The organism is Methylotenera oryzisoli, from assembly GCF_004661485.1.
Classification (GTDB): Bacteria; Pseudomonadota; Gammaproteobacteria; order Burkholderiales; family Methylophilaceae; genus Methylotenera; species Methylotenera oryzisoli.
In genome coordinates this window covers 1-26572 of sequence record NZ_PQVH01000013.1, presented here as the reverse complement: position 1 = coordinate 26572, position 26572 = coordinate 1, and the positions used below count along the sequence as shown (strand labels likewise).

The 26572-nt window shown below is 45.6% G+C and carries 29 protein-coding genes; 7 read left to right on the top strand and 22 right to left on the bottom strand.

What is annotated here, in order from left to right:
• Positions 1-4: 4 nt before the first annotated feature.
• The 4 genes from C3Y98_RS10380 to C3Y98_RS10365 all read right to left on the bottom strand — a co-directional run bounded on the left by C3Y98_RS10380 (position 5) and on the right by C3Y98_RS10365 (position 3271).
• The gene (locus C3Y98_RS10380) at positions 5-652 is read right to left on the bottom strand and encodes a deoxynucleoside kinase (protein WP_135278528.1); all 648 of its coding nucleotides are present in this window, start codon (positions 650-652) and stop codon (positions 5-7) included.
• Between the two features lie 8 nt (positions 653-660).
• On the bottom strand, positions 661-1167 hold the full coding sequence (gene folK / locus C3Y98_RS10375) for a 2-amino-4-hydroxy-6-hydroxymethyldihydropteridine diphosphokinase (RefSeq protein WP_135278527.1): 507 nt from the start codon (positions 1165-1167) through the stop codon (positions 661-663).
• Complete coding sequence (pcnB, locus tag C3Y98_RS10370) at positions 1164-2606, bottom strand: polynucleotide adenylyltransferase PcnB (RefSeq protein WP_135278526.1); 1443 nt, start codon at positions 2604-2606, stop codon at positions 1164-1166. Before pcnB ends, folK begins: the two co-directional genes overlap by 4 nt.
• A 116-nt stretch (positions 2607-2722) precedes the next feature.
• Positions 2723-3271, bottom strand: a complete 549-nt coding sequence (locus C3Y98_RS10365) for a cob(I)yrinic acid a,c-diamide adenosyltransferase (protein ID WP_135278525.1) — start codon at positions 3269-3271, stop codon at positions 2723-2725.
• A 136-nt stretch (positions 3272-3407) separates the two neighbouring features.
• On the opposite strand from C3Y98_RS10365, the gene murI reads away from it, so the two are divergent.
• Positions 3408-4220 (top strand): glutamate racemase, encoded by an 813-nt coding sequence (gene murI / locus C3Y98_RS10360; protein ID WP_245234365.1) that lies wholly within the window; start codon positions 3408-3410, stop codon positions 4218-4220.
• Here murI and C3Y98_RS10355 read toward each other — a convergent pair.
• From C3Y98_RS10355 to C3Y98_RS10345, 3 genes are read right to left on the bottom strand one after another with little or no spacing between them, the layout of a single operon-like run.
• Complete coding sequence (locus C3Y98_RS10355; RefSeq protein WP_135278524.1) at positions 4215-4658, bottom strand: GNAT family N-acetyltransferase; 444 nt, start codon at positions 4656-4658, stop codon at positions 4215-4217. The genes murI and C3Y98_RS10355 overlap by 6 nt on opposite strands.
• A gap of 24 nt (positions 4659-4682) precedes the next feature.
• Complete coding sequence (locus C3Y98_RS10350; protein WP_135278523.1) at positions 4683-4874, bottom strand: zinc-finger domain-containing protein; 192 nt, start codon at positions 4872-4874, stop codon at positions 4683-4685.
• 49 nt (positions 4875-4923) lie between these two features.
• Positions 4924-5868: a branched-chain amino acid transaminase gene (locus tag C3Y98_RS10345; protein ID WP_135278522.1), complete on the bottom strand. Its 945-nt coding sequence runs from the start codon at positions 5866-5868 to the stop codon at positions 4924-4926.
• A gap of 149 nt (positions 5869-6017) precedes the next feature.
• On the opposite strand from C3Y98_RS10345, the gene C3Y98_RS10340 reads away from it, so the two are divergent.
• Positions 6018-6626: an SCO family protein gene (locus tag C3Y98_RS10340; protein ID WP_209308791.1), complete on the top strand. Its 609-nt coding sequence runs from the start codon at positions 6018-6020 to the stop codon at positions 6624-6626.
• Between the two features lie 32 nt (positions 6627-6658).
• Here C3Y98_RS10340 and C3Y98_RS10335 read toward each other — a convergent pair whose 3' ends face one another.
• From C3Y98_RS10335 to lnt, 6 genes are all read right to left on the bottom strand, one after another.
• Positions 6659-7366 (bottom strand): M48 family metallopeptidase, encoded by a 708-nt coding sequence (locus C3Y98_RS10335; RefSeq protein ID WP_135278521.1) that lies wholly within the window; start codon positions 7364-7366, stop codon positions 6659-6661.
• Positions 7367-7376: 10 nt separating this feature from the next.
• Positions 7377-8081, bottom strand: a complete 705-nt coding sequence (locus tag C3Y98_RS10330; RefSeq protein ID WP_135278520.1) for a lysophospholipid acyltransferase family protein — start codon at positions 8079-8081, stop codon at positions 7377-7379.
• 37 nt (positions 8082-8118) lie between these two features.
• Positions 8119-8661 carry a D-glycero-beta-D-manno-heptose 1,7-bisphosphate 7-phosphatase gene (gene gmhB, locus C3Y98_RS10325; protein ID WP_135278519.1) on the bottom strand — a complete coding sequence of 181 codons (543 nt, stop codon included), beginning with the start codon at positions 8659-8661 and terminating at the stop codon, positions 8119-8121.
• A 96-nt stretch (positions 8662-8757) separates the two neighbouring features.
• On the bottom strand, positions 8758-10869 hold the full coding sequence (gene glyS, locus C3Y98_RS10320) for a glycine--tRNA ligase subunit beta (RefSeq protein WP_135278518.1): 2112 nt from the start codon (positions 10867-10869) through the stop codon (positions 8758-8760).
• Between the two features lie 3 nt (positions 10870-10872).
• Entirely contained in the window at positions 10873-11829 is a 957-nt protein-coding gene (glyQ, locus tag C3Y98_RS10315) for a glycine--tRNA ligase subunit alpha (protein ID WP_135278517.1), read from the bottom strand.
• A 64-nt stretch (positions 11830-11893) separates the two neighbouring features.
• On the bottom strand, positions 11894-13402 hold the full coding sequence (gene lnt / locus C3Y98_RS10310) for an apolipoprotein N-acyltransferase (RefSeq protein WP_135278516.1): 1509 nt from the start codon (positions 13400-13402) through the stop codon (positions 11894-11896).
• Positions 13403-13596: 194 nt separating this feature from the next.
• On the opposite strand from lnt, the gene mscL reads away from it, so the two are divergent.
• Positions 13597-14019, top strand: coding sequence for a large conductance mechanosensitive channel protein MscL (gene mscL, locus C3Y98_RS10305; RefSeq protein WP_135278515.1), 423 nt, complete (start codon positions 13597-13599; stop codon positions 14017-14019).
• A gap of 56 nt (positions 14020-14075) precedes the next feature.
• Here mscL and C3Y98_RS10300 read toward each other — a convergent pair whose 3' ends face one another.
• From C3Y98_RS10300 to miaB, 6 genes are all read right to left on the bottom strand, one after another.
• Positions 14076-14462, bottom strand: coding sequence for a hypothetical protein (locus C3Y98_RS10300; RefSeq protein ID WP_135278514.1), 387 nt, complete (start codon positions 14460-14462; stop codon positions 14076-14078).
• Positions 14463-14593: 131 nt separating this feature from the next.
• Complete coding sequence (locus C3Y98_RS10295; protein ID WP_135278513.1) at positions 14594-15466, bottom strand: CorC family transporter; 873 nt, start codon at positions 15464-15466, stop codon at positions 14594-14596.
• Positions 15466-15915 carry an rRNA maturation RNase YbeY gene (gene ybeY, locus C3Y98_RS10290; protein ID WP_135278512.1) on the bottom strand — a complete coding sequence of 150 codons (450 nt, stop codon included), beginning with the start codon at positions 15913-15915 and terminating at the stop codon, positions 15466-15468. The genes C3Y98_RS10295 and ybeY overlap by 1 nt, the downstream gene beginning before the upstream one ends.
• Before the next feature lie 8 nt (positions 15916-15923).
• Positions 15924-16343 (bottom strand): phosphate-starvation-inducible protein PsiE, encoded by a 420-nt coding sequence (locus C3Y98_RS10285; RefSeq protein ID WP_135278511.1) that lies wholly within the window; start codon positions 16341-16343, stop codon positions 15924-15926.
• 107 nt (positions 16344-16450) lie between these two features.
• Positions 16451-17398, bottom strand: coding sequence for a PhoH family protein (locus C3Y98_RS10280; protein ID WP_135278510.1), 948 nt, complete (start codon positions 17396-17398; stop codon positions 16451-16453).
• A gap of 2 nt (positions 17399-17400) precedes the next feature.
• Positions 17401-18729: a tRNA (N6-isopentenyl adenosine(37)-C2)-methylthiotransferase MiaB gene (miaB, locus tag C3Y98_RS10275; protein ID WP_135278509.1), complete on the bottom strand. Its 1329-nt coding sequence runs from the start codon at positions 18727-18729 to the stop codon at positions 17401-17403.
• Between the two features lie 116 nt (positions 18730-18845).
• On the opposite strand from miaB, the gene cysG reads away from it, so the two are divergent.
• A complete protein-coding gene (gene cysG, locus C3Y98_RS10270; protein ID WP_135278508.1) occupies positions 18846-20234 on the top strand; it encodes a siroheme synthase CysG in 1389 nt (462 codons plus the stop codon).
• Between the two features lie 15 nt (positions 20235-20249).
• Here cysG and C3Y98_RS10265 read toward each other — a convergent pair whose 3' ends face one another.
• Both C3Y98_RS10265 and ompR read right to left on the bottom strand, forming a co-directional pair.
• Positions 20250-21557 (bottom strand): ATP-binding protein, encoded by a 1308-nt coding sequence (locus tag C3Y98_RS10265; RefSeq protein ID WP_135278507.1) that lies wholly within the window; start codon positions 21555-21557, stop codon positions 20250-20252.
• Positions 21558-21633: 76 nt separating this feature from the next.
• Complete coding sequence (ompR, locus tag C3Y98_RS10260; protein ID WP_167759932.1) at positions 21634-22362, bottom strand: osmolarity response regulator transcription factor OmpR; 729 nt, start codon at positions 22360-22362, stop codon at positions 21634-21636.
• Between the two features lie 327 nt (positions 22363-22689).
• Here ompR and C3Y98_RS10255 point away from each other — a divergent pair, with 327 nt between their 5' ends.
• The 3 genes from C3Y98_RS10255 to nhaA all read left to right on the top strand — a co-directional run bounded on the left by C3Y98_RS10255 (position 22690) and on the right by nhaA (position 25819).
• The gene (locus C3Y98_RS10255; RefSeq protein ID WP_135278506.1) at positions 22690-23247 is read left to right on the top strand and encodes an EF-hand domain-containing protein; all 558 of its coding nucleotides are present in this window, start codon (positions 22690-22692) and stop codon (positions 23245-23247) included.
• A gap of 215 nt (positions 23248-23462) precedes the next feature.
• Positions 23463-24590, top strand: a complete 1128-nt coding sequence (locus C3Y98_RS10250; RefSeq protein WP_135278505.1) for a GNAT family N-acetyltransferase — start codon at positions 23463-23465, stop codon at positions 24588-24590.
• Between the two features lie 62 nt (positions 24591-24652).
• Positions 24653-25819: a Na+/H+ antiporter NhaA gene (gene nhaA / locus C3Y98_RS10245; RefSeq protein WP_135278504.1), complete on the top strand. Its 1167-nt coding sequence runs from the start codon at positions 24653-24655 to the stop codon at positions 25817-25819.
• Positions 25820-26071: 252 nt separating this feature from the next.
• On the opposite strand, the gene C3Y98_RS10240 is transcribed toward nhaA, so the two are convergent.
• Positions 26072-26362: an EF-hand domain-containing protein gene (locus C3Y98_RS10240; protein ID WP_135278503.1), complete on the bottom strand. Its 291-nt coding sequence runs from the start codon at positions 26360-26362 to the stop codon at positions 26072-26074.
• Positions 26363-26572: the final 210 nt, after the last annotated feature.

Below are 26572 nucleotides of genomic sequence, written 5' to 3'. Positions count from 1 at the left end.
GAGGTTATTCAAAGTTAGGATTAAAGAACTCGCGCTGTCCTTTAATCTGCATGATGCGATTGAGCAACAAGTCAAGTGAGCTGTGGTTTTTAACAATATTAAGCTTCTCGTTGTTGACGATCAAGACTGGAGATGTGTCGTAGTTATGGAAGAAGTCACTATATGCATTGGAGAGACGCTCTATATATTCTCTTGGAATATCTTGCTCGTAGCTCACGCTGCGCTCTTCAATCCGTTCCATTAATGAGTCGATTGGGGTTTGCAGATAAATTACTAAGTCCGGCTTAGGCGCTTTTAGCTGCAGGTGCTGGTAGATCTGATGATACAGTGCATATTCTTCATCATCTAAATTAAGTCTGGCAAATATCGGGTCTTTTTCTAAAAAGAAATCGGCAATAATGGGCCTTGCAAACATGTCGCGCTGGCTTAATTCTTTGATTTGATTCGCACGCTGGAATAAAAAGAATAACTGCGTAGGTAAGCCATAACGTTGAGCATCTTGATAAAAACGCGGCAGAAAGGGATTAGCCTCTGCTTTTTCAGACAGATAGTCCACTGGAAATTTATCAGCCAGCATTTTTGAGAGCGTGGTTTTGCCACAGCCGATGGGGCCTTCAACAACAATGTACGGAAATTTATTAAAAATGCTCATGTTTTCACTTACTGAGGGTAATTATCTGCAGATGGTAATTTTTTGATGCCAAACAATAATTCCGGCGTCATATACGCGGCTATTTTGCCATGATTTGGGATGGAAATATCCGGTGCGATTTCAAATAATGGCAATAAAACAAAGCCACGTGTATGCATGCGCGGGTGCGGTAAGGTGAGTTTTGGCGTATCTAGCGTTACATTTTCATATAACAGCAAATCACAATCTAATACGCGAGGCGCGTTGATATAAGGGCGCTCACGCCCTGCAATATTTTCAATGTTGAGTATGGCGTCGAGTAAGGCCTCGGGTGAGAGTGTGGTTTCCACTTCAGCCACCGCATTGATGAAATCTGGTGCAGTCGCTATGCAATCAATCGGTGCGGTCTGGTAAAGCGATGATTGCTTGAGGAGGCGCGTTTCCGGCAGCTGGCTCAAGGCAAGCAACGCACCTTCTACCTGCGCTTTGGGGTTTTCTAGATTGCTCCCAAGTGCAACAAAAGCGCGCTTCATCATGATTCAGATGGTGTGCTGCTACTTGGTTTCTTGCGATTTCTTTTTCTGCGTTTTTTAGGCGCGGTGTCCGCCTCCAGCATCGCCTGGCGTGTTTCGTTATCCGCTTCTGCAAATGTGGTCCACCATGTGCCTAGTTCTGCTGGCAGTTCGCCAGACTCGCAGCGCAGTAACAAAAAGTCGTAACCGGCACGGTAGCGCGGATGTATCAATAAGCCAAATGGACGTTTGCCTGAACGCTGTTCAAAACGAGGCTGCATGCCCCAAATCTCTTTCATGGTTGCGGTGTAGCGATTATGAATCGCCAGTTTCTCCGCCTGTGAGGCAAGTACTTCGCTCATCGCCATATGTAGTGCGGGGATGGGTGGGCTGCCATCTTTCTTATAAATTTCCCAAGCGGCGAGTACTTCATGCCATAGCAAGGTGGCAAACAGAAAACTAGGGTTGGCAGATTTGCCTGACAAAATACGTTCATCTGTATTTTTGAGCGCAAGCATTACAAAGCGCTCACCCATCGGTTGCTCTAATACCACATCTAACATAGGTAGCAAGCCATGGTGCAGGTGCTGTTGGCGCAATGCACTTACGCTTTCAATGGCGTGGCCGGATAAAAATAGCTTGAGCATTTCATCAAACAGGCGGCTAGGCGGTACGTCTTGTAGCAGGTCTGCCATTTTTGCAATGGGTGCCATGGTGGCTGGGTCAATTTTTAGCCCCAGTTTTGCCGACAGGCGTACTACGCGCAGCATGCGCACTGGGTCTTCTGCATAACGTGTTTCAGGTTTGCCTATCATGCGCAGGATGCCTGCCTGAATGTCTGCAAACCCTTGATGGAAGTCTAGTACGATTTCGCTGGTTGGGTCGTAATACAGGGCATTAGCAGTAAAGTCACGGCGTGTGGCATCTTCTTCCAGACTACCAAACACATTATCGCGAATGATACGACCGCTTTCATTGGTGTGGGCATCCCCTTTCGCTTCATGATGTCCGCGAAATGTAGAAACTTCAATGGTTTCATCACCAAATAACACATGTACCAGCCTAAAGCGCCTGCCGATAATGCGCGAGCGCCTGAAAACACGGTTTACTTCTTCAGGTGTGGCATCTGTGGCCACGTCAAAATCTTTGGGCACACGTTGCAGCAGTAAATCGCGCACTGCACCGCCTACGATATAGGCTTCAAACCCTGCTTTTTGCAGGCCCTCGATGGTTTTTATTGCGGCATTGCTTAACAGCCTGCGGTCTATCTGGTGCTTTTTTAGCGGGATGCTGATGGCGTTGTCTGTATTGCTACCTCTTCTTTTGGCAGATTTTTTTGTCCCTAGGATGGGGCGCGTTGCATGCTGCGTTTTCGCGTTTTCTGGCTTGGCCCGCACTGGTGTTTCGTGCGCAGTTTTAGCGAGCCTAGGCTTGAAGATTTTGTTGAACAGTTTTCTTATCATGTTGAAATTATAGCTTAACCTATATTGATTCTAAAATCTGAATGATGTGGCAGTGCATGCTAGATGTGCTTGTCGGTTTGTGTCTTGAATCGCGTAGGCTAGTTGCTTGCCGGCGTTCAAGCCTGCTTGTTTTTCCACAATACGTCACTCACGCCAGCTTCTTTGTTAATAATACGACACATCACAAATAATAAATCAGAGAGGCGATTTAAATATTGCAGGGAAATTTCAGTCACTTTTTCGTTGTGGTGTAATTCAATTAATTTTCGTTCTGCACGGCGGCATACGGTGCGGGCTAAATGGCAGAAAGCTGCGCTTTTAGTACCACCAGGTAATATAAATTCTTTTAATGGGCTCAACTCGGCATTTAGCGTGTCTATGCTTTGTTCTAAATCATCCACGCATGAGACTGTTAACAGGACATAACCTGGGATGCAAATTTCCCCACCTAGATTAAATAAGTCGTGCTGAATTTTTGTGAGCGTGGTTTGTAAGTGGGGAGGGACTCCCTCTGCCAACATTAAGCCTATCACTGAATTTAGCTCATCTACATCCCCCATTGCTTCCACGCGGATGCTATCTTTGCTGATGCGGCTGCCATCGCCCAGCCCTGTGGTGCCATTATCACCGGTGCGTGTGTAAATTTTACTTAAACGATTACCCATTATTCATTCCTTATGCTCATTTGCCTGCCATCACTAATGCCAGATTATGTTGCGATATGCCATTGAGCATTAAATCATGCCAACAGTTTATAATGTCTGCATTGTAACTTAACCGCTTAACCATGACTGTTTAACCATGAACGATCAATCCGCTATGCATGATGTCAAGCAAAGTCCAGTCGCTGTTTTTGATTCTGGTGTGGGCGGTATTTCGGTTTTACAGCACATTCATGCATTGTTGCCTAGTGAGCAATTGCTGTACGTAGCGGACAGCAAGTACGCGCCGTATGGCAATAAAAGTCCGGCGGAAATTCAAGCGCGTTGTGTAGAAATTTCAGGTTTTTTAATCGCAAAGCGTGCCAAGGCTATCGTAGTGGCGTGTAATACCGCGACTGCGGCGGCGATTGATATGATGCGTGAGCGATATACGCTACCTATTATTGGCATGGAGCCAGCAGTCAAGCCTGCGGCAACGGCCTCAAAAAATGGCATTATCGGTGTGTTGGCAACCACCGGCACATTAAAAAGTGCCCAGTTTGCCGGCTTGTTAGAAAGTTATGGCCGCAATGTCAAAGTAGTCACACAAGCCTGCGTTGGTTTGGTGGAGTGTGTAGAGCGTGGGGAGTTGCAAGCCCCTGCTACTTTGCAGCTGGTTAAGAAGTATTGCCAGCCATTGCTAGATGAAGGCGCGGATACCATTGTGCTTGGCTGCACCCATTACCCATTTGTCAGGCCATTGATAGAGCAGGTGGTAGGTGAGCGGGTAAGCCTGATTGATACCGGCGCCGCGGTAGCTAAACAGTTGCAAAAACGGTTGGCTGCGCTGGATTTACTCACCAGCGACCTGCAGACAGGAAGCGTGCAGTTTTGGACAAATAGTGCCGCAGAGAATGCAAGGCAAGTGGTGGAGAGTTTATGGCGACAGCCAGCGCAGGTTAGCTTGCTATAGCTTGATGTCGTAAGTCAGCCATTGGGTTTTGGTGGCTAATTTGTCATAGGTGTTTCGTGCACGATAGTTGTTTTCAGCAGTAATCCAACGGATAGCAGACCAGCTTTTTTCTTTGCCGATTTGTGCAACTGCCTCAATTAACCTTTTGCCTATCTCGTTGCCACGTGCCGATGGTGTTACAAATAAATCATCGATGAAACCACCGATTGATGCTGACAGTGGTCGGGAGAATGGACGGTAGTGAGCTAAGCCCACAGCATTACCTTCATTATCTAAGGCAATCAAACCATTCACTTCATGATTGGCCTCGTGCAACCAAGACCAAACTTGGTCGCGCATTTCTTTTGTTTGCGTTACTTGATAAAACTCTGCGTAAGCTAAATATAAAGTACACCAAGCCTCATAATCAGTATTAGAGATTGGGCGTACTGAAATCATTTAAGGGTGTAAATTGTGTTTAGATTAGTGATGGTGACCAACAGCTTCGCCGGCTTTTAATTTGTATTTTGTTCCACAGTAAGGGCAAGCCACATGGCCTGTTTTTGCTACGTCTAAAAATACACGTGGGTGAGATGACCATAATGCCACCTCTGGCGTTGGGCAGTGCAGTGGCAGGTCTTTAGCTGACACTTCGATTTCATTCGCGTTAGACATTAAAAGATCCTTCATTTCAGCACTCCCGCTTGCGCGGGAGTGTTAGTTTTTATACTAATGTTAACCAGTCTGCGTGTTTTGCAGATTTACCTGTCACTACATCAAAGTACAGTTTTTGTAGTTGCTTAGTGATTGGGCCTGCAGTACCCGCGCCGATGGCACGATTATCTAGCTCGCGAATAGGTGTTACTTCAGCAGCTGTGCCTGTGAAGAATGCTTCGTCAGCACCATAAACTTCGTCGCGTGTGATGCGTTTTTCAATCACTGGAATACCTAATTCAGTCGCTAATTGCACGATGGTGTCGCGCGTGATGCCTTCTAGCGCACTGGTCAGGTCTGGTGTGTACAGTTTGCCGTTGCGTACGATAAAAATGTTTTCGCCTGAGCCTTCAGCAACAAAGCCGTCAACATCCAGCAATAAGGCTTCTTGGTAGCCGTCTTGCGCAGCTTCTTGGTGCGCCAAAATGCTGTTCATGTAGTTGCCGTTTGCTTTGGCTTTACACATGGTGATGTTCACATGGTGGCGTGAGAATGAGGAAGTTTTTACGCGAATACCGTTATCTAAAGCGTCTTGACCCATGTAAGCGCCCCATTTCCATGCGGCAACAATCACGTGTGTTGATAATGTTTTAGCGGAGATCCCCATCGCTTCTGCGCCATAAAATGCCATTGGGCGCATGTAAGCAGATTCAAGATTGTTATCGCGTACTGCTGCTTTTTGTGCTTCGATCAGCTCTTCTTTGCTGTAAGGCATTTTCATGCCTAAGATATGCGCAGAGCGGAATAATCTGTCTGTGTGCTCTTTCAAGCGGAAAATTGCAGTGCCTTTGTCTGTTTTGTAGGCGCGAACACCTTCAAACACGCCCATGCCGTAGTGCAATGTGTGTGTTAAAACGTGAGTGGTGGCATCACGCCAGTTCACCATTTTACCGTCATACCAAATTACGCCGTCGCGGTCTGCCATACCGCCAGAAGTTGCTGCAGGGTTAGCCATGCTGAGTCCTTAAAATGCTTGAAGTTTTGCAAAAGTAATATTGTAAACGAGTGCGCACTTGGTTTGCAGTAATTTATCTGATTTGTAGATAAATTTATCATGCAACATGTTGAATTTATTGTGCATGGTAGAATCTTTATCTATTAACGATGTTGCAAAGGTGTGATTCGGTGAATAAATTCATGAGATTGATATTGTTGGGGCTCTTGTTGCCGTTGCTGGTCGGTTGCGGCTCTGCAAAGAATGCGCAACAATTTAATACCACAGACATTACTGGAGTGGATTTTGGTAGCCAGCTTAACCTGACCGACCACACTGGTAAACCGCGCGCATTGAGTGATTTTAAGGGTAAAGTGGTTGCCTTGTTTTTTGGCTATACGCACTGCCCAGATGTTTGTCCAACCACGCTTAACGATATGAAACAAAGTAAGAAGCTACTCGGTGCAAACGCTAGTGAACTACAAGTGCTGTTTGTGACATTGGATCCAGAGCGTGATACGCAAGCATTGCTGGCAGAGTTTGTACCCGCTTTTGACCCTAGCTTTATTGGTTTGTATGGGACTAAGGAGCAAACAGCAGCGGTGCTTAAAGATTTTAAGATTTTTGCGGCAAAAGTTGAAAACAAAGGACGTAGTGGTTACACCATAGACCATAGCGCGGGTGTTTATGTGTTTGATAAAACCGGTAAGATTCGTCTGTATGTGGATTATGGGACTAAGCCAGATATGATCGCGAGTGATATTCAGAAATTGCTGTAGTTGCGGCATGGCGCGTTAATAAGCCAAGTAGCCTAAATGATATGTAGCTTAGGCGACCATGCTTTAAGCTCTTTTTCCGCTGTTTTGTAATCAGGGAAAATGCTGCCAACCACTGCCCAGAATTTCGCCGAGTGATTCATCTCTTTTAAGTGCGCTAGCTCATGGCACACTACATAATTGATAATGTGTGGCGGTGCCTGCAGCAGGCGCCAGTTGAGCCGAATTTCTTTTCTGGAGTTGCAGCTACCCCAGCGTGAACGTGCGTTGGATAAAAACAATTCAGGCGTCGGCACGCCGAGCTTAGTGGCAAAAAGTGCTAAGCGCCTGGAAAAGTCAGTCAGTGCTTGTTTTTTATACCATTGCAGTACTTTTCTTTCCACTGCGCTTGGCTCACTGTGATTAGGCATAGCCAGTTGTAAAAAACCCGGCGTATATTCAACTGCTCGTGAGCGGGTGTCCTGTTTTGTCACGAGTGTGATGGTGTTGCCTAACAATAACAGCTGGTCACCGTGTTGCCATTGCATAGGCGGATGTTGGTTAGCGCTGCGCGCTTCTAATTTCTTAAGTATCCAATCCGCTTTCAGTACAATCAGGCTTTCCAGATAGGTTTGTGCGATGCGCTTGGGCGCATGTACGATCAGGCCTTCTTGGGTGATTTTTAGCCCAACGGTACGGCGCTGCCTGCGCTCCAGTGTGTAATGAATTTGCTCGCCAGAGGGGAGTTGGATGCTGTGGCTCATAGGTTTAACGTTAGCCCAGCGTTGCCATTTCAGATTCTATCCAATGCTCAACTTGGTTGTTTAATGCATCAGTTTTAACGTTGACGGTTTGTATCGGTTTGCCGATATGAATCTGAATAACACCAGGTTTTTTGATAAATGAGTTTTTCGCCCAAAACTTGCCTGCATTATGCGCGACAGGCACGACCTGTGTTTCGGTATGGGTTGCCAGCCATGCGCCGCCAATATGATATTTGCCGTGTTCACCTGGTGCCATACGGGTACCTTCAGGAAAAATCACTACCCATAAACCTTTGCTCAGTCTAGCTTTACCCTGAGCCACGAGTTTTTTCAGTGCTTCGCGTCCTGCGCTGCGATCAATAGCAATGGGTGATGACATTGCCAGGCCCCAGCCGAATATTGGAATCCACAATAATTCACGTTTAAGCACGTAAACTTGCGTAGGGAAAATTGCCTGAAATGCTAAGGTTTCCCATGCAGATTGATGCTTTGCCAGAATGATGCTGGGCGTTGCTGGAATATTTTCTAGTCCTACGATCTCGTGCTTGATATTGCATGTAATGCGCAGCCACCAAATCATGCTGCGTGCCCAACCAGAAATCAGCACGTTACGAGTAACAGGATGCAGCGGCATTGAGAGCAGGGCAATCAATGTAAAAATTGGTGCAGTAATAATCTGCCCGAGAAGGAATAATGTAGAGCGTAACAGCAGCATGGGCTAGGCGTATTCTTAAGTTTAGATGTATTCTGAGTTAGTTGTTTTCTGCAATGATATATTGCGCAGCTTCACTTAAATCGGCAAACACGATGGTATTCGCCGGTAATTCGCCAGAGCCTAGTGTGGTTTCACCTTTGCCAGTGCGCACTAAAATAGGTTGGCAACCTGCGTTTGCAAATGCTTGTAAATCGCGTAATGCATCCCCAATGCCGCATACCTGACTTAAATCTACAGAGAAGCGCTTGCCGATTTCTTTAATCATGCCAGTTTTTGGTTTGCGGCAGTTGCAATTGTCATCCGCCGAATGTGGGCAATAAAACACTGCATCAATACGCCCGCCAACCAGTGCCAGCTCGCGGTGCATTTTGTCGTGAATGCTGTTGAGGGTAGCCATATCAAACAAGCCACGGCTCACTCCGGATTGGTTAGTGGCGACCACTACTCTGAATCCGGATTGATTCAATAGTGCGATAGCTTCGAGGCTGCCTGGGATTGCAATCCACTCATTAGGGTTTTTAATGAAATTGGCGGAGTCTTGATTAATGACGCCGTCGCGATCTAGTATCACTAACTTCATAAGGTAACCAATCTTGTTTGAATAGGGGGTATGCTCACTAGCTTAAGGTTCTTGTAACGTACTGACCTTAACCTGGTGAGCATATTGTATTGGTAATTAACCTGCCAGTTTAGATAAATCAGCGACACGATTCATGGTTTGGTGCAATGTCGCTAACAAGCCTAGGCGGTTTGCTTTAAGCGCTGTATCTTCTGCATTCACCATCACGTTGTCGAAAAAGTCATCGACAGGCGCTTTTAATGCAGCCAGCGCTTTTAATGAACTGGTGTAGTCGCCACTTTCAAACTGTTGATCAGCTTCTGGTTTTACTGTGATCAGTGCATTATTCAGTGCAATTTCAGCAGGCTCTTGTAACAAGCTTACATTGACTTGTGCTTGAATTTCACCTTCCACTTTTTTCAGGATATTGCTGACGCGTTTGTTAGCTGCGGCGAGTGCAGGTGCTTCGGCAAGCTCAGCGAATGTGCGGACAGCCGCAAGGCGTTGTGGAATTTCACTGAGTAGAGCCGGGTCGAGTGACAGTACTGCGTCTACTTCCTGTGCAGTAGCGCCGTTTTCGCGCAAGTTAACGCTCAAGCGGTCAAAGCAAAACTCTTTGATGGCCTGTACGGTTGCTGCGGTATTGGTCGCATCATGCTCAAATGCAGAGAGCACGTCGTGAATCAGTTGCTCAAAAGCCAACGGTAGTTTGCTTTCAATCAGCATGCGGATGATGCCTAGTGCTTGCCTACGCAGCGCAAACGGGTCTTTATCGCCAGTCGGTTTTTCGCCAATGCTGAACAAGCCCACTAGTGTTTCAAGTTTATCTGCCAATGCGACGGTGAGGCCCGCCTGATTACGTGGTAAGTCATCGCCTGCAAAACGTGGTTTGTAATGGTCTTCAATCGCAAAAGCAACTTCGTTATCCAAACCTTCATGCTGCGCATAGTAGCGCCCCATAATGCCTTGCAGCTCAGGGAACTCGCCTACCATATCGGTAATTAAGTCTGTTTTTGCCAGTTGAGCAGCTAGGCCCGCTTTGGCTGCTAATTCTGCACCACCCAGTTGTTGACCAATTGCTTTAGCAATCGTACCTACGCGCTCTGTACGCTGGCCTTGAGAGCCTAGTTTGTTGTGGTAAACCACTTTTTCTAAGCTGGTAATGCGTGATTCCAACGTTTTTTTGCGGTCTTGGTCAAAAAAGAACTTAGCATCGGCTAAGCGCGGGCGTACCACGCGTTCGTTACCGCCAATCACTGCCGATGGGTCAGTAGGGCAAATGTTAGACACAATTAAGAACTTATTCGTTAATTTATTATTGCTGTCTAATAATGGGAAGTATTTTTGATTCGCCTTCATGGTAAGAATCAAACACTCTTGCGGTACTTCTAAATAGATTTCTTCAAACTGACCAAGTAATACATTGGGGCGCTCTACCAATGCAGTCACTTCATCCAGCAATGCTTCATCGTCAATTGGTTTTAGGCCTTCTCTAGCGGCCGCTGCGGTGAGTTGGCGCACGATTTCAGCGCGACGTTCAGCGAAACTGGCAATCACTGCACCTTCGGTTTTAAGTTGCTCGGCGTAGCTGTCTGCGTTTTTAATCACAACGTTGGCTGATGCAGCCTCAAAGCGGTGGCCTTGCGTTTGGTTGCCGGCATTCAAGCCTAGGGCGCTGGTCGCAACAATGTCGCTGCCATGTAGTGCGATTAAACCATGCGCAGGGCGCACAAAGTTAACGCTGCTCCAGCCATCGGCAAGTTGGTAGGTCATCACTTTAGGGATAGGCAATTTTTGGATGGCTTCTTCAATGGCTTTTTGTAAGCCATCGTTCAGCACTGCACCTTTTTGCGTGACTTCTAAAAACAAGGCTTCGTTTTTGCCATCCATTTGTTTGGTGAGCTGTGAAACTGCTGTCTCATCTAAGCCCATACCGTTTAAACGTTTAATCAGGGCAGGGGTGGCATTGCCGTTTGCATCCAAACCTACACTCACTGGCATCAGCTTTTGCGAGATTTGCTTATCTTTGGCTTGCGCTGCTATGGCAGTCATGTGCGCTGCTAAGCGGCGCGGTGTAGCAAAAGAGGTCACGACTGAGTTTTCAGCAGATAAGCCCTGAAGCTTCAAGGTTTCAAATAGTGTGTTGCTGAATGCCTCGCCTAGTTTTTTCAGTGCTTTTGGCGGTAGCTCTTCTACAAATAATTCTACAAGTAAGTTTTGTTGTGACATGATTTAAGCAACCTTCTTATCTTTTTCTTGTTTTTCTTTATCGAGCTTGGCTAGCACTTCATCTGCCCAATCTTTTGGCGCCATCGGGAAGCCAAGTCGGGCGCGGCTATCTAGGTAGCTGGCAGCAACTGAACGTGCCAAGTTGCGAATACGGCCAATGTAGCCTGCGCGCTCAGTGACAGAAATTGCACCGCGTGCATCAAGTAAGTTAAAGGTATGCGCGGCTTTGAGCACTTGCTCATAAGCTGGCAGCGCCAATTGGTTTTCCATCAAGTGCTTTGCTTGTTTTTCATGTGCATTGAACGCGGTAAACAAGAAGTCAGCATCAGAGTGCTCAAAGTTGTAAGCACTTTGCTCTTGTTCGTTTTGTAGATACACATCGCCATAGCTCAAGGCTTTACCATTTGAATCCACGGTCCAAGTCAGGTTGTATACGTTATCCACCCCTTGTAGGTACATGGCCAAACGCTCTAAGCCATAGGTGATTTCGCCGGTAATCGGTTTGCAGTCAATGCCGCCTACTTGTTGGAAGTAAGTAAACTGCGTGACTTCCATCCCGTTGAGCCAAACTTCCCAGCCTAAGCCCCATGCGCCTAGTGTTGGGTTTTCCCAGTCATCTTCTACAAAGCGGATATCGTTCTGTTTTAAGTCAAAACCTAGCGCTTCTAATGAGCCTAGGTACAGTTCCAGAATATCTGCCGGTGCTGGTTTTAATACTACTTGGAATTGGTAGTAATGCTGTAACCGGTTTGGATTCTCGCCATAACGACCATCTTTAGGGCGGCGGCTTGGTTGCACGTAAGCGGCTTTCCAAGGCTCTGGGCCTAATGAGCGTAAAAAGGTAGCGGTGTGCGAGGTGCCAGCGCCAACTTCCATGTCGTAAGATTGCAGAAGCGCACAGCCTTTGTCGCTCCAGTATTTTTGTAGGGTGAGAATAATCTCTTGAAATGTTAAAGCCATGATGTGTTTGTTGAAATTGGCGAAAAGTGCAATTTTACTTGGTTTTGTAATCTTGCAATAGGTTTTATCTTGATGACGCCCTGTTACGTTTCCATATGAATAGTAATAAGCCGAAACATATGGTTAGAAATAGCCAGTTTCCCCAGTATACATAAGGGGTTGTGCCAGTGTAGCCTTGTGCGTATCCATCCAGTGAAGTTTGCACAAAGTGCGGCGCATGCGCTGTGAGATAGCCTTTTTGATCAATAATCGCGGTCGCGCCCGTGTTGGTGGCACGCAGCATCATGCGCCCGGTTTCAAGTGCGCGTGCTTGAGAAAACTGTAAATGCTGATCTGCTGCGTATGATTCACCGTACCATGCGTCGTTACTCACATTTACTAATAATGTGGCTGCCGGTAGCTGGCGTATGATTTCCTCGCCGAACACGTCCTCGTAACAAATATTGACCGCTACTTTTGCATCAGCCACGGGCATAGGCTGCTGATATTTTGCACCGCGCGATAAATCGCTCAATGGCATGTTGAGCCAGTCGCGATATATCCAGCCAAACGCTACTTTCAGCGGAATGAACTCGCCAAATGGCACAAGGTGGGATTTACGATACGTTAGTGTTTGCTCACTTCCGTAACTCAATACGCTATTAAAATATTCGCCATCCTCGCGCTCAATCATTCCAACCAAGATGTCACCCTGATTTTTATGGGCATGTGCAACTAGCCTTGTTTTTAACTCTTGCGGAATTTCACTGGCAATCACGGGTAGCGCAGTTTCTGGCAGTACAATTAATTTTGCACTGCTCTGTTCTGTCATAGTCAGGTATTGCTGCATGGTGTGTTCAGCAAGCTCTGGCACCCATTTTAGGTTTTGTTCAATATTACCTTGTAGCAGACTCACACTGAGTGGTTTACCAATAGGGGTCGTCCATTCAATCTGTTTTAGCCCGTAGCCACTAGCAATCAGTAATAGCAAGGTACCGACTGCGCCACGTTGCCAGACTGAGGTTTTTGCTTTGTTTGCTAGTCCAACGCCAATCACGCTGGCAATCAGCACTGTAATGAAGGTAACGCCATAAACACCGGTCACTGGCATATAGCCTGCCAATGGGCTGGCTGGGACCTGACTGTAGCCAATCGTCAGCCACGGGAACCCGGTAAATATCCAGCTTCTTACCCAGTCTGCGAGTGCCCAAAGCACTGGAATGGCGATGATGGTTGAAGTAGGATGTTGCCCCAGTTTCTTGCTCAATGCACCGACCATGGTAGGGAATAGCGCTAAAAATGCAGCTAATACAAAAGTGGAAAAAGCCGCCATGATGCCAGGCATACCGCCATAGGTATGCAGGCTAATGTAAATCCAGTAAATTCCAACGCCAAATAGTCCTAAGCCATAAGTAAAGCCACTGATGGCGGCAGACTTGGCTGAGTCACTTAGGGTAATGAAATAGATAACGCCGATCAGCGAGAGTATGCTGGCAGGGTAAAAGTAGTAGGGCGCAAAACCAAGCACACCAAAAGCACCAAGTGCAAAGAGCGTGACGGTTTTGATGACAGGGTTGGAGATAGAAAATAGCATGCTGCGAATTGTAGCTTGTTAGTGCCTCAGATAACAAAAATTAACATCTAAATTGTGCTGTACAGATTGGCATATGTTGACATGGTGGTTACATAAGACATATATTTAATGACCAAGTAAGAAAAATATTTGAAGTTAACTATACCCGTTACAGATGTTCATCTGTCTGTACAACTATATGACTGGAGAAATGCATGAGTATCGCGTCCGAATTTAAACAATTTGCTTTAAAAGGCAATGTCATGGATTTAGCAGTAGGTGTCATCATTGGCGCTGCATTTGGAAAGATTGTTGATTCTTTAGTGGGCGATATCATTATGCCGCTGATTGGTAAGGTTGTGGGTAATGTAGATTTTAGTAATATGTTTGTTGCATTGGCAGCAATCCCGGAAGGTAATGCAGGTACGTATGCAGCGCTTAAACAAGCGGGTGTGCCTATGCTTGCCTATGGTAACTTTTTAACCATTGTGATTAACTTTGTCATCTTGGCGTTTGTGATTTTTATGTTGGTGAAACAAATGAATCGTCTGAAAAAAGCAGAGCCAGCACCACCACCTGCACCAACGGCAGAAGATATTATTCTGTTGCGTGAAATTCGTGATGCATTAAAGAAATAGACTTTAAGTTTGGATATAAAAAAGCGCCGTAAACGGCGCTTTTTTATATGTGCATGTTATTGAACCGGCACTTCATACTGTTGGCTTGCTTCAGGGCCTTCACTACCGTCATTCTTTAAAAATGCAACCATCACTACTTTGTCATCAATAAAGTCTAACTCGGTAGTTTCATAGTAAGAACCATCCGCCGCGGTATTGATAAAATGGTACAGCCAAATTGAAGCCACTACTTTACCCGAACCTTTTACCTTGACATCGTCTGACTTTGCGGGCTCACCAAACTGTTCAATAATTTGGGCTTTGCTAAATTGATTGATTGATTTTACAAAGTCCTGCTCTATTGTGGGTATAGTAGCCTGGCTACTCGTTGCTTCCTCTGCCATTGCAGTTTGTATTAATAGCCCCTGCGCAACAAAAAGACAAACAAACAATAAGTGCTTCATAACGAACTCCAGTTAAATTGGACTAAAGAATTGAGATTCAGGACAACACAGAGTTATGAAATGAATCTCTAGACTTAGTTCCCTATCTACCTAATTTAAAATGGAATAGATGAAGTTAAGATTGGTTTTAGTTAGCCTTCACTCTGAATTGCAGACTCGGTTTTAACCGAAACTAAAATGGTGTGCAGACGACGGCTATCTGCGCGCAATACTTTTACGTGAATGCCGTTAAAACTGACCTCTTCATTGCGTTTTGGTAAGTGGCCAAACTTGCTAACAATCAAGCCGCCTATGGTGGAGAACTCTTCGTCGCTGAAAGTTGTGCCTATAATTTCATTAAAGTCTGCAATCTCAGTGAGTGCCTTTACTCGGTACTGACCATCTGCGTTTTGAATAATGTTGTCTTCATCTTCGTCGTAGTCGTACTCGTCCTCGATATCGCCAACAATCTGCTCCAACACGTCTTCAATGGTGACCATGCCAGCCACACCACCGTACTCATCTACCACAATGGCAATATGGTTGCGGTTGCTGCGGAATTCTTTCAGTAATATGTTGAGGCGTTTGGCTTCAGGGATAAATACGGCAGGGCGTAACATGTCGCGGACTTCAAAGTCTTCGCCCGCATAGTAACGTAACAAATCTTTTGCCAGCAAAATGCCGATGACATCGTTTTTATTGCCTTCAATCACAGGAAAGCGCGAGTGTGCAGTTTCAATCACACTGGGAATAAATACTTCGGGAGGTTCAGTGATGTCGATGACATCCATTTGCGAGCGCGGAATCATGATGTCGCGCACTTGCATTTCACTTACTTGCAGCACGCCCTCAATCATTGCGAGCGAATCCGCATCCATTAAGCTGTTTTCATATGCACTGTGCAGTAGCTCGACCAGCTGTTCGCGGTCTTCAGGTTCCCGCAATAAGAAATTACTTAAACGTTCCAACAAGCTAGGCTTGTTAATTGATTTATGGTTGCTTGGTTTTTCCGACTCGGTTGCCATTAGTTGGCGTCCTCTGTAATGAGATAGGGTGAAGCATACCCTAATTTCGTGACAATTGCAGTTTCTAGGCCCTCCATCAGCTCAGCCTGTGCATCGATTTCATGGTCGTAACCATGCAAATGCAGGATGCCATGCACTGTTAAATGCGCGTAATGTGCCTCTAGGCTTTTTTGCTGAGCCTCAGCTTCTGCTGCCACCACCGGTGCGCAAATGATGATGTCACCCATCAGGTAGGGTTCTTCAGTGAGCGGGAAGGTCAGTACGTTTGTTGCATAGTCTTTGCCACGATAGGTGTTATTGAGCAGTTGGCCTTCTTCGGCATCGACGATGCGGATGGTCACTTCGGTATCTACTCGCAGCGCAGCTTTTGCCCATTTGCGAAACTGACTAGCACTGGGAATGCTGTCAGCGACGCTGGCGTATTGAATGGTTGCAGCTAATTTAGGCATAGGTCGTCTTAATCGGTTTTAGATTGCAAGTCTGTGCCATCGGTATATGGAAACTTCACGTGTCCATAGCGCACCACTAAAATGGCCAGTGCAATCAATAAGATGGAGCCTGAAAGTGCAAACATAGTCATCGCGTCTAGCTCTTTGATATCCAGCACCAAGAAGCGGGCTAAGGCGATAATGCCAATATATAGCGGATACCTGACTGGTAGCTTCCCTGCTGTGAGGTAGTGGCTCAGCATCGACATCACCTCAAGGTAAAGGAAGAGCAGTAATAGGTCACCAACGTGAATAGTGCGCTCATCCCAAATATTTAAGATTGCCTGAAGCACGCCAAAAATGGTGGCAATGCCAATTACAATCAATACTACTTGTTCAACAATACTTAAGCCTTTTTGCAAAATCTTGCTGTATTTATTTGGTGTCATTTTTTATCTCAAAAATTATGCATCGTCGTTTTGATTATACCTTGCACTATTCTCGCATGGTATATCAAGGTGCAGCAATGTTGCGCTATGTGCTTGCTTTATATCCGTTAATTTTTTTGCTGTGACTCGTATTCTTCGTAGGCATTCACAATTTTTTGTACCAACGGGTGGCGGACTACATCACCAGATAAAAAGTGCGTCATGGCGATGCCTTTGATATCTTTTAATACCTTTTGCGCTTCTACTAAACCGCTTTTTTGATGCCGCTGTAAATCAATTTGTGTCACGTCGCCAGTAATCACTGCCTTGGTGCCAAAGCCGATACGGGTTAAGAACATTTTCATTTGTTCCGGTGTCGTATTTTGCGCTTCATCCAGAATAATAAAGCTTTGGTTCAACGTGCGTCCGCGCATATAAGCAAGCGGTGCTACTTCAATGGCGCCACGTTCAAACATTTTGTTCACGGTGTCGTAACCGGCTAAATCATATAGTGCATCGTATAAAGGGCGTAGGTAAGGGTCTACTTTTTGGTTTAAGTCACCTGGCAAAAAGCCCAAGCGCTCGCCAGCCTCAACCGCCGGGCGTACTAGTACGATACGTTTAACGCGGTCACGCGTCATGGCATCGACTGCACAGGCAACAGCTAAATATGTTTTGCCCGTACCTGCCGGGCCAATGCCAAACGTAATGTCATGCTCCTGTATTTGCTGCAAATACGATACTTGGCGTGGAGTGCGGCCATGTAAATCGCCACGGCGTGTCATCAGTACAGGCATAGCAGTAGAAACCACATCTTCAGGCTTTAGCTTGTCGATTTCGACTAAACCCAGCTGCACATCTTCTAGTTCAATCGGTTTTTTGGCGCGGACATAAAAATTTTCAATCAGCTGCGCGGCAAGGCGAGTGTTATCTAGTTTGCCACTGACGTTAAACGTGCTACCGCGGCGGTTAATGTTCACTTCGAGTGCGGTTTCAATTTGCTTGATGTTTTCATCCAGCGGTCCGCATAAGTTAGCAAGGCGAACATTATCTTCAGGGGTTAGGGTAATTTCCATGGTTATACGATCTCGCCAATTAAGCGTCTTGGGTTAGAAACGTCGGTAATTCTTACATTCACAAACTGATGCACCAAGCTGGCATCGCCTGCGATATCAACCACGCGATTATTATCGGTTTTGCCAGCTAGCAAACTGGCATCTTTCCACGATGCGCCTTCAATCAGCACGCGTTGCGTGGTGCCAAGCATTGCTTCAGAAATGTCCTTGGCTTGCGCTTCGTTAATCGCTTGAAGCTTATCTAAACGTGTAAGTTTAACTTCTTGTGTAGTGTCATCTTTTAAAAATGCAGCAGGCGTGCCTGGGCGCGGGCTATACAGAAAGCTAAAACTTGCGTCAAAGCCTACATCCTGCATCAGTTTTACCGTTGCCTCGAAATCTGCATCAGTTTCACCCGGAAAGCCAACAATAAAGTCTGAAGTGAATGTTAAATTAGGATTAGCTGTTTTGAGTTTGCGAATGATCGATTTGAATTGCAGAGCGGTGTAATTGCGCTTCATGGCCATCAAAATACGGTCGCTGCCAGCCTGCACCGGTAAATGTAATTGTGCGGCCAATTTAGGTACAGTGGCAAAACAGTTAATCAGGCGCTCATTCATTTCATTGGGATGGCTAGTGGTAAAGCGGATGCGTTCAATTTGCGGGATTTCAGCAATGGTTTCAATTAACATGGCTAAGTCTGCATCCACGCCGTCGTATTCAGTGCGGTATGCGTTAACGTTTTGGCCTAATAGCGTAATTTCTTTCACGCCTTGTTCTGCCAATTGCACTGCTTCGGTCAAAATGTCGGTAAATGGACGAGAGACTTCTTCGCCGCGCGTATAAGGCACTACACAAAAGCTGCAATACTTGCTACAGCCTTCCATAATGCTTAAAAATGCACTCACCCCTTCTACGCGCGGTGGCGGTAAATGGTCAAACTTCTCAATTTCAGGAAAGCTAATATCCACTTGTGAGGTGCCGCTCGCTTGCTTGTTTTTAATCATTTCTGGCAGGCGATGCAAGGTTTGTGGACCAAAAACAACATCAACGTATGGCGCACGCTTGATAATATTGTCACCTTCTTGTGACGCCACGCAGCCACCCACGCCAATCACCAGATTGGGATTTTTCTCTTTCAGTGGAATAAAACGCCCAAGATGGCTAAATACTTTATCTTCTGCTTTTTCGCGTACAGAGCACGTGTTGAGCAAAATGACATCTGCGTCATCCGGCGTCAGTGTTTCTACCATGCCGTCAGACGCAGACAGCATATCTGCCATCCGTGATGAATCGTACTCGTTCATCTGGCAGCCAAAGGTCTTAATAAAAACTTTTTTAGGTGTATTCAAGGTGTTATAGCCAAAACGCAAAATATGATTTTAACGTATTTGCTCACTTGCCTCACGCAAAGTTGTTCACTACAAGGTAAAATGATTAACTTAATGTATAGATAATCATTCAAAACATGCAAGCACTCCCTATTTTTATCAATATCACCAATCGATCATGTGTGGTGATTGGCGGTGGCGATGTCGCAACTCGTAAAGTTGGCATGCTGTTAAAGGCAAATGCAGCGGTGACCTTGATTTCACCAGAAATTTGTCACGAGCTGCAAGCTTTGGCTGAAGCGAAAAAAATTCAATGCGTTCAGGCAACCTACAGCAAACCTCAGCTTGAGGGTGCATGTCTGGTGATTGCCGCAACCGATGATGAGGTAGTGAATAAAGCAGTTTCAATGGATGCAAAAGCATTGGGGATTCCGGTCAACGTGGTGGATGCCCCTGATTTATGTACCTTTACCATGGGTTCGATTATTGAGCGTAGCCCGGTAGTGATTGCAATTTCCAGTGAAGGTAATGCGCCGGTATTGGCACGTTACATCCGTACCAAAATTGAAACTATGCTGCCTGCCGGCTATGGACGCATTGCTGGTATTGCGGGTGAGTTTCGCGATAAAGTAAAGGCAAAATTCACTACAACCCAAGCGCGCCGTCGCTTCTGGGAAGATGTGCTACAAGGCCCGCTAGTCGAGCGTGTTTTGTCAGGGCAAGAGCAGTCAGCGCGCGCTTTATTGCAAGATTTGATTGACCAGCAAAATGGCACCGCCAACAAAGGTGAAGTGTTTTTAGTCGGTGGCGGTCCAGGTGACCCAGACCTACTCACGTTCAGGGCATTACGTTTGATGCAGCAGTGTGATGTATGCGTCTACGACAAATTGGTTAGTCCAGAGGTGATGGAGCTGGTGCGCCGCGATGCGGAGCTGATTTATGTAGGCAAATCACGTGATCAGCATACGTTGCCGCAAGAGGAAATTAATGTGTTACTTGCTAAGTTGGCATTGCAAGGCAAACGCGTACTGCGCTTAAAAGGTGGTGATCCATTTATTTTTGGTCGCGGTGGCGAGGAAATCGAAACCTTGATGGAGTATGGCATTCCATTCCAGGTGGTGCCAGGGATTACCGCTGCTAATGGTGTTTCCAGTTACGCAGGTATCCCGTTAACCCACCGTGATTACTCACAAGCTTGCTTGTTTATTACTGGGCATTTAAAAGATGGTAGCTTGGATTTAGATTGGGAGGCGATGGCACGCCCAAGGCAAACAGTCGTCATCTATATGGGTCTGGTTGGGTTGGCACAAATCTGTGAGCAGCTCATCAAGCACGGAGTTTCCCCGGATATGCCAGTGGCAGTGGTGCAACAGGGTACGACTCAACGCCAAAAGGTGGTGACTGCAACCTTGGCAGACTTGTCGGAGAAGGTCATCGAAGCTGGCCTAAAAGCGCCATGCCTCACCATTATTGGTGAAGTGGTGCATTTGCGTGAGAAATTGGCTTGGTTTGAGCCTGGCGCTTAATACGCCAGCTAGTTACTAGTTCTTAATTGGAATACTCAGCCTAGCTTCTAGGCCGCCTTCAGGCCGGTTAATTAGCTCAAGTTTGCCGTGATGTAGCTTCGCAATGCGGTCTGCAATCGCCAAGCCTAGGCCGCTACCCCCTGCGTTACTACGTGCGGTATCAAGCCGTTCAAATGGGCGTAATAACTTCTGTAGATGGGTTTCGGGAATCCCCGGGCCATTATCAAAAATGCTGATTACAATCCAGTCTGCCTGTATCTGGCTGCTAACGCGAACTTGTCCGCCGCCGTAGTTGTACGCATTACCGACCAGATTATCTAGCAAGCGCTGCATAGCCAGTGGCTTAATCGGTACTTTATAAGTTGGTGCAAGTTGAATCACCAAGTCGCGTCCAGCGCGCTGCTGCCTCTCATGCAGCGCTTGCAGCAGGGTGTTGATATCCACCATCAGCGTTGGTTCACCTTCTGTGCCGCGTACAAAATCTAAGAACTGATGAATAATATTATCCATGTCAGCAATATCTTGCACCATGCCTGACTTTAGATAGCCACAGTCCTGTTCGGGTAGCATTTCTACAGCAAGACGCAGGCGCGCTAAAGGTGTGCGAATGTCGTGTGAAACGCCAGCTAGAATCAAGGTTCTTTCTGCATCAAGCTCAGCCAGAGATTCTGCCATTTTGTTAAAAGTAGTGCTTACTTCGCGTAGTTCAGTCACACTGTCTTCTGGCAGTTTTTCTGGTTGCTCACCTTTACGCAGTTTGTCAGCTGCACTTACCAGCAGGTTTAGTGGCTTGTTAATACGTGCGGCAAGCAAATAACCGCCTGCTAAAGATAAACTCAAGACCAAGGCGATCCAGCCTAGCCATTGCCAAGGGAACGGGCGCTCTACGTGTACGTTCGGAATAACAACCCAAAAGTCATCCTGATCAATGCCAAAACTGACCCATAAGCCACTAATGCCATAGTGCTTGGTGGTAATGATGGTTTGTTCACCCAGGCGTTCTCTAATCTTATCGGCCACCAATTGGATGAAGGGATCATCTGGCAGTGGGGCAATTTCTTCCATAAAGTCGGCGTAATAAATACGAACGCCCTCTTTACCAGTTAATTCAGAAAGTAAAGCTAAGCGTAGGTTTTCTTGCGACGCAATCAGGGATGCGCGCGTGTAGTTAACAACCGTGACAGCTTGTAATGCCGTTGCTTGTGCGCGTGGCTCACGCTCAAAGTATTCAAAAATCTGCAAAGATGCAAACTGACCTATCGCTAATAAAACAGCGATAAGTAACATGATTCTTGAGAGTAGCTTTTTGGGTAACAGGCGCAATGTGGTTGGCTTAAGTAATTAAAATTAGCGTACGGTCAGGCCATTATGACTAGGACAATTGCCTGACTTGTGGTTTTTAGTTGTCAGCTTCACCATCTGGGATGAATACGTAGCCAAAGCCCCACATGGTTTGCAGGTAGCGTGGATGGGCGGGGTCTGGTTCAATCAATTTGCGTAAGCGTGAAACCTGCACGTCAATACTGCGGTCGTACACATCTAGTTCACGTCCACGGGCGAGTTGCATCAGCCTGTCGCGAGATAGCGGCTGGCGCGGATGGTCAACAAACACCTTTAACAATGCAAATTCGCCGCTGGTAATGGCAATGGCCGTGCCTTGACGGCTAAGTGAGCGCGTTGAAGCATTGAACACAAAGTCACCAATGGTGATGTTTTCTGCCGCGTTGGCTGGCGCGCTTGGCACCAAGCGCTCATGCCTGCGAAGCACCGCATTAATACGCGCTAATAACTCTCTAGGGTTAAATGGTTTGGGTAGGTAATCATCCGCACCCATTTCCAGGCCGATAATTCTATCTACTTCATCGCCGCGCGCAGTGAGCATCACAATTGGCATCATTGTGGCGTTACCGCGCATTCTGCGGCAAATAGACAAGCCATCTTCGCCCGGTAACATTAAATCCAGCACTAATAAGTCAATCGCATCGTTAGCAAGAATGCTGTCCATTTCTTTGGCGTCATTGGCGGTTTTAACGGTAAACCCCTGCTCGGTGAGGTAGCGCTGCAAGAGCTCACGTAAACGTACATCATCATCTACGACTAAGATTTTTTTATTTTGATCGGCCATCATTATGTTTAAACCTTAATTTTTAATAGCGTTGTGTTGAATATTTGTAAAACAATATTATTTTCAATAACTGCAAAGTGTATGCTAAATTTATATTTATATTAAATTTTATGTGCCTGAACTTGCAATTTTATCTACAGTCTCATGATTCATGTCGAAAAAATTTACAATTCCTTACAATTTCACCGTTTAGTGAAACATTCAATTAACAAACGTGCTTCATGATAATGCAACTTCAATCGTAATGCTTAACATTGGAACCTTGATCTTTTGGATTTGATTTTGCTAAACAATATGTCATTGACCAAGTACGCTTGCCTAGTTTTATGCATGAGCTTAAGCCTTACTTTAAGCGCTAACCCTGGGAGTAGGAATAATCTGGCTGCCGCAGCTGAAAAGCCTAGGCGTACGACAGATGGTGAGCGTGCTACTGAAGATGATGCTAAAGAAGGCTACCAAAAGACTTTAAACCTGAACTTTAGCCCTGAGCGTAGAGAAATGCTACGTAAAGCACTCGAAGATTACGCCCGTTCTATTGACCCCAGTCACGATCAAATTGAAGAACGCAGACGCGCGATGCAAGAAAGTATTGAAGCACGCTTTTTTGAAGCAGATTCAAATAATGACAGCACGATAGATCGACAAGAAGCCACAGAAAAACTGCCGCAAATCGCTAGACATTTCAACAGTGTAGATACAAACCAAGATGGCGTGATTTCTCTAAACGAGCTGGTAGAAGCTCAAGCGAGAATCCTTGAGCGCCGTCGGGCTGCAGAAGCGGCAATACAGCTAGAAAAACAAAGAAAAGCCATTGAGGCTGAAGCACTAGAGGACGCTAAAGCTAAAAATAAGCAGGCGACAAATACCTCCAAAAAAAAGGCACTATAAAGCTGCACTGACAATAGCTAACCTTGTTCCAGTCGTCCCCGTTCTTCAGTACCCATCCACTCATTACTGATATTGATTTAATCGATATTGGTGCCAGTTTCTCTTTTTCCTTTTTTCCTTCGATTTAATCATCGCATTTAAAGTTAGGTGTACTACCTTCCCTTTACCTTGGTGCATAATTAGGTATCAATCATGAACAGATACGGTGTTGGTGTATGGCGTTAAGGCTTGAGGTTGGCGATGGTGTAGCACAAGTTCCGGCTCAGACTTGGGACGCCTTGCTAGATGGCATGCCCCTATTGACGCATGCTTTTCTGAGTGCGCTAGAGACTTCAAAGTCTGTCGGCGGCGGCACTGGCTGGCAGCCTTCTCCACTCTTACTGTATGATGATGCGCAGTTAATAGGCGCTATGCCGCTCTATGTAAAGTATCATTCATATGGCGAGTATGTCTTTGATTGGGCATGGGCCGAGGCGTATGAGCGTAATGGCTTGAATTACTACCCCAAGCTTGTTTCCGCTATTCCATTTACCCCAATTACCAGCACACGCTTGCTTACAACTGACCCTGAAGCGAAGCGATTACTCATCAACGCGTTGCTGCAAATTGTGCAGAAAAACAAAATGTCATCAGCACATGTGTTGTTCCCTGATGATGGTTCTGAAAAGGCATTTAAAGAGGCGGGATGGATGCAAAGGCATGGCGTGCAGTTCCGATGGCATAATCCTGGCTATACCAGTTTTGAAGATTTTTTAGGTCAATTAAGCCATGATAAACGCAAGAAGATTCGGCAAGAGCGTAAGAAAGTCGAAGCTTCTGGCGTGGTTTGCAAATCAATTAAAGGCAGTGAAATTACTGCTGAGCAATGGGATTTTTTCTATCAGTGTTATGAAAACACTTATCATGAGCACCGATCTACGCCATATTTAACGCGTGATTTTTTCAAGAATATAGGTAGCAGTATGCCGCAGCATATCTTGTTAATTATTGCTTATTTGGATGGGAAGCCCATAGCTGCAGCTTTAAATATCTATGATCAAACCACGTTGTATGGTCGCTACTGGGGTGCGTTGCAATATGTGCCCAATTTACACTTTGAGCTTTGTTATTATCAAGCTCAGGAGTTCTGTATTGCTGAGCGTATTGTGTATTTTGAGGGTGGGGCGCAAGGTGAGCATAAGTTGGCACGTGGCTTTAAAGCTAGGTCTACTTGTTCTTTTCACTTGATTGCCAACCCGGATTTTGCGTCAGCCATTCAGGATTTTGTCACACAAGAGTCCGCAGGGCTTGTGGCTTATACCAATGAGCTAGACGAACGTGCGCCATTTAGATCTCAAAGTTAATTACAGAGCGCAAGTTGGCAAATACATATATTATTCACTTTAGAAAAAATTACGAGTAGCAAATGATTTCAGCATCAGTAAAACTATCCAACACCTTCAACAATTTTTTTGCGTCAGAGAAGTCGAGCGGAATTTTGCTCATCTTCTGCACGTTGATCGCAATTTTGATGACCAACTCTTCAATTGGCCATGCGTACTTAAACTTCTGGCAAGTTAAATTTGGTGGTTTAAGTTTGGAACTCTGGATTAACGATGGCTTGATGGCGGTGTTTTTTCTGCTTATAGGGTTAGAGCTCAAGCGTGAACTCTATATCGGTGAGCTTTCTAACTTTAAAAATGCGCTACTTCCTATTGTGGCTGCTATAGGCGGGATGCTTGTTCCGGCGCTAATTTACTTCACCTTTAATCATGGCACACCAACACAGGATGGTATCGGCATACCAATGGCAACCGATATCGCCTTTGCATTAGGGGTATTGGCGATTCTTGGTAAACGTATACCAGCATCGCTAAAAGTATTTGTCGTTGCTTTTGCCGTTATTGATGACTTGGGCGCAATCGTGGTTATTGCTTTGTTTTATACGGCCCAACTCTCGGCTGCATATCTTGCAGGTGCTTTTGCTGTTTGGGCGCTGCTCTTGATGCTGAATCGCGCATTAAAGGTAATGTTACTTTTACCATACATTATCTGCGGTCTAGTCATGTGGTTTCTGATGCTGAAGTCTGGTATTCACGCAACAATTGCTGGTGTCATGTTGGCTTTTGTGATTCCGTTTTCAGCGAAAGATAATGACAAACAATCCCCTTCACATCGATTAGAGAGTTTTTTACATAAACCCGTAGCATTTGTAATTTTGCCAATTTTTGCATTGGCAAATACAGGCATTACTTTCGACTCAAATTGGTTTAGCGGTCTGGCAAGCTTGAACGGTCTTGGTATTGTCACGGGCTTAATTATTGGCAAACCACTCGGCATCGTTTTAATGTGTTACTTTGCAGTTTTGATCGGCATATGTCAGTTACCCTCTGATCTGAAGTGGGCGCACATCACTGGCGCAGGTATGCTCGGTGGTATCGGTTTTACTATGTCTATTTTTATTACTAATCTGGCCTTTTTAGGCAGCCCTGAAGTGATCAACACCTCCAAGATGGCGATTCTGTTAACGTCTTTGACTGCTGGGATCTTAGGTTTTCTTTGGCTGAGGGTGCTAGGGAAAAACAGAGTATAAAATATCAGCTTTTCTTAGCGTTGACTTGCATGCTCTATGCAGAAATTGCATTCAATGAAAATGTTAAGCCAACTTAACATGGTGGTTATAAGCTTTTCTTATCTGTAGAGCTTTTATGCGTTGGAATAGATAAAGCCTCTCCCCAAGCAGTTAGGTGGAGGCTTTATCTTTTGCTGCTACATGGCTACTGCGCAAAAAAATCAGTAGTATTTTTATATTCAAACATGCCCGCCAAATTTTTACGCCTGATTGTTATTTCTTCTCTGGTGCTGTTCGGTGGTGTTCTTCCATTGCTTCATGCGCAGCTTTGCGCTCGTTGGCGTCGATTTTTCCATCTTTATTAGTGTCCATTCTGGTGAACATTTTTTCTGCGCGTTTCTGATGTTTCATCATAAACTCCTCACGCGAAATTGTACCGTCTTTGTTAGTGTCCGCATGTTCACAGTGATTGCCGCCCTCTTCGCCAGCGTGATGGTTTGCGTAAGCAACGGTAGCTGAGCCTAGCAATAAAGAGCTGGTTAATAACATGTGTGTAATTTTCATCATATATCCTTTTTGGTAACAAAAAACGTTTATAACTCACTGAACGTTATAGCCAATATATCGTTGACTCGTTGCACTTGAAAAAATTCACACGTATCTATATACGCTGTAACACATTGATGTCCGGAGCTGGGTGTACGCGCTTAGTAAATTGTAGCGGCTGATAAGCTAATCGTGGAGAAAGGTTTGCACATGCAATAAAAAAGGCTC

Coding starts and splice junctions, on each gene's coding strand:
- C3Y98_RS10380 (WP_135278528.1), bottom strand. CDS start 652: ATGAGCATTTTTAATAAATTTCCGTACATTGTTGTTGAAGGCCCCATC.
- C3Y98_RS10340 (WP_209308791.1), top strand. CDS start 6,018: ATGTTGCAAAGGTGTGATTCGGTGAATAAATTCATGAGATTGATATTG.
- C3Y98_RS10240 (WP_135278503.1), bottom strand. CDS start 26,362: ATGAAAATTACACACATGTTATTAACCAGCTCTTTATTGCTAGGCTCA.
- C3Y98_RS10285 (WP_135278511.1), bottom strand. CDS start 16,343: ATGACACCAAATAAATACAGCAAGATTTTGCAAAAAGGCTTAAGTATT.
- ybeY (WP_135278512.1), bottom strand. CDS start 15,915: ATGCCTAAATTAGCTGCAACCATTCAATACGCCAGCGTCGCTGACAGC.
- C3Y98_RS10255 (WP_135278506.1), top strand. CDS start 22,690: ATGAGCTTAAGCCTTACTTTAAGCGCTAACCCTGGGAGTAGGAATAAT.
- pcnB (WP_135278526.1), bottom strand. CDS start 2,606: ATGATAAGAAAACTGTTCAACAAAATCTTCAAGCCTAGGCTCGCTAAA.
- C3Y98_RS10330 (WP_135278520.1), bottom strand. CDS start 8,081: ATGCTGCTGTTACGCTCTACATTATTCCTTCTCGGGCAGATTATTACT.
- C3Y98_RS10295 (WP_135278513.1), bottom strand. CDS start 15,466: ATGGCAACCGAGTCGGAAAAACCAAGCAACCATAAATCAATTAACAAG.
- C3Y98_RS10350 (WP_135278523.1), bottom strand. CDS start 4,874: ATGTCTAACGCGAATGAAATCGAAGTGTCAGCTAAAGACCTGCCACTG.
- C3Y98_RS10365 (WP_135278525.1), bottom strand. CDS start 3,271: ATGGGTAATCGTTTAAGTAAAATTTACACACGCACCGGTGATAATGGC.
- cysG (WP_135278508.1), top strand. CDS start 18,846: ATGCAAGCACTCCCTATTTTTATCAATATCACCAATCGATCATGTGTG.
- C3Y98_RS10355 (WP_135278524.1), bottom strand. CDS start 4,658: ATGATTTCAGTACGCCCAATCTCTAATACTGATTATGAGGCTTGGTGT.
- C3Y98_RS10345 (WP_135278522.1), bottom strand. CDS start 5,868: ATGGCTAACCCTGCAGCAACTTCTGGCGGTATGGCAGACCGCGACGGC.
- C3Y98_RS10300 (WP_135278514.1), bottom strand. CDS start 14,462: ATGAAGCACTTATTGTTTGTTTGTCTTTTTGTTGCGCAGGGGCTATTA.
- glyQ (WP_135278517.1), bottom strand. CDS start 11,829: ATGGCTTTAACATTTCAAGAGATTATTCTCACCCTACAAAAATACTGG.
- ompR (WP_167759932.1), bottom strand. CDS start 22,362: ATGATGGCCGATCAAAATAAAAAAATCTTAGTCGTAGATGATGATGTA.
- nhaA (WP_135278504.1), top strand. CDS start 24,653: ATGATTTCAGCATCAGTAAAACTATCCAACACCTTCAACAATTTTTTT.
- lnt (WP_135278516.1), bottom strand. CDS start 13,402: ATGCTATTTTCTATCTCCAACCCTGTCATCAAAACCGTCACGCTCTTT.
- C3Y98_RS10280 (WP_135278510.1), bottom strand. CDS start 17,398: ATGGAAATTACCCTAACCCCTGAAGATAATGTTCGCCTTGCTAACTTA.
- mscL (WP_135278515.1), top strand. CDS start 13,597: ATGAGTATCGCGTCCGAATTTAAACAATTTGCTTTAAAAGGCAATGTC.
- folK (WP_135278527.1), bottom strand. CDS start 1,167: ATGATGAAGCGCGCTTTTGTTGCACTTGGGAGCAATCTAGAAAACCCC.
- C3Y98_RS10335 (WP_135278521.1), bottom strand. CDS start 7,366: ATGAGCCACAGCATCCAACTCCCCTCTGGCGAGCAAATTCATTACACA.
- gmhB (WP_135278519.1), bottom strand. CDS start 8,661: ATGAAGTTAGTGATACTAGATCGCGACGGCGTCATTAATCAAGACTCC.
- C3Y98_RS10250 (WP_135278505.1), top strand. CDS start 23,463: ATGGCGTTAAGGCTTGAGGTTGGCGATGGTGTAGCACAAGTTCCGGCT.
- murI (WP_245234365.1), top strand. CDS start 3,408: ATGAACGATCAATCCGCTATGCATGATGTCAAGCAAAGTCCAGTCGCT.
- glyS (WP_135278518.1), bottom strand. CDS start 10,869: ATGTCACAACAAAACTTACTTGTAGAATTATTTGTAGAAGAGCTACCG.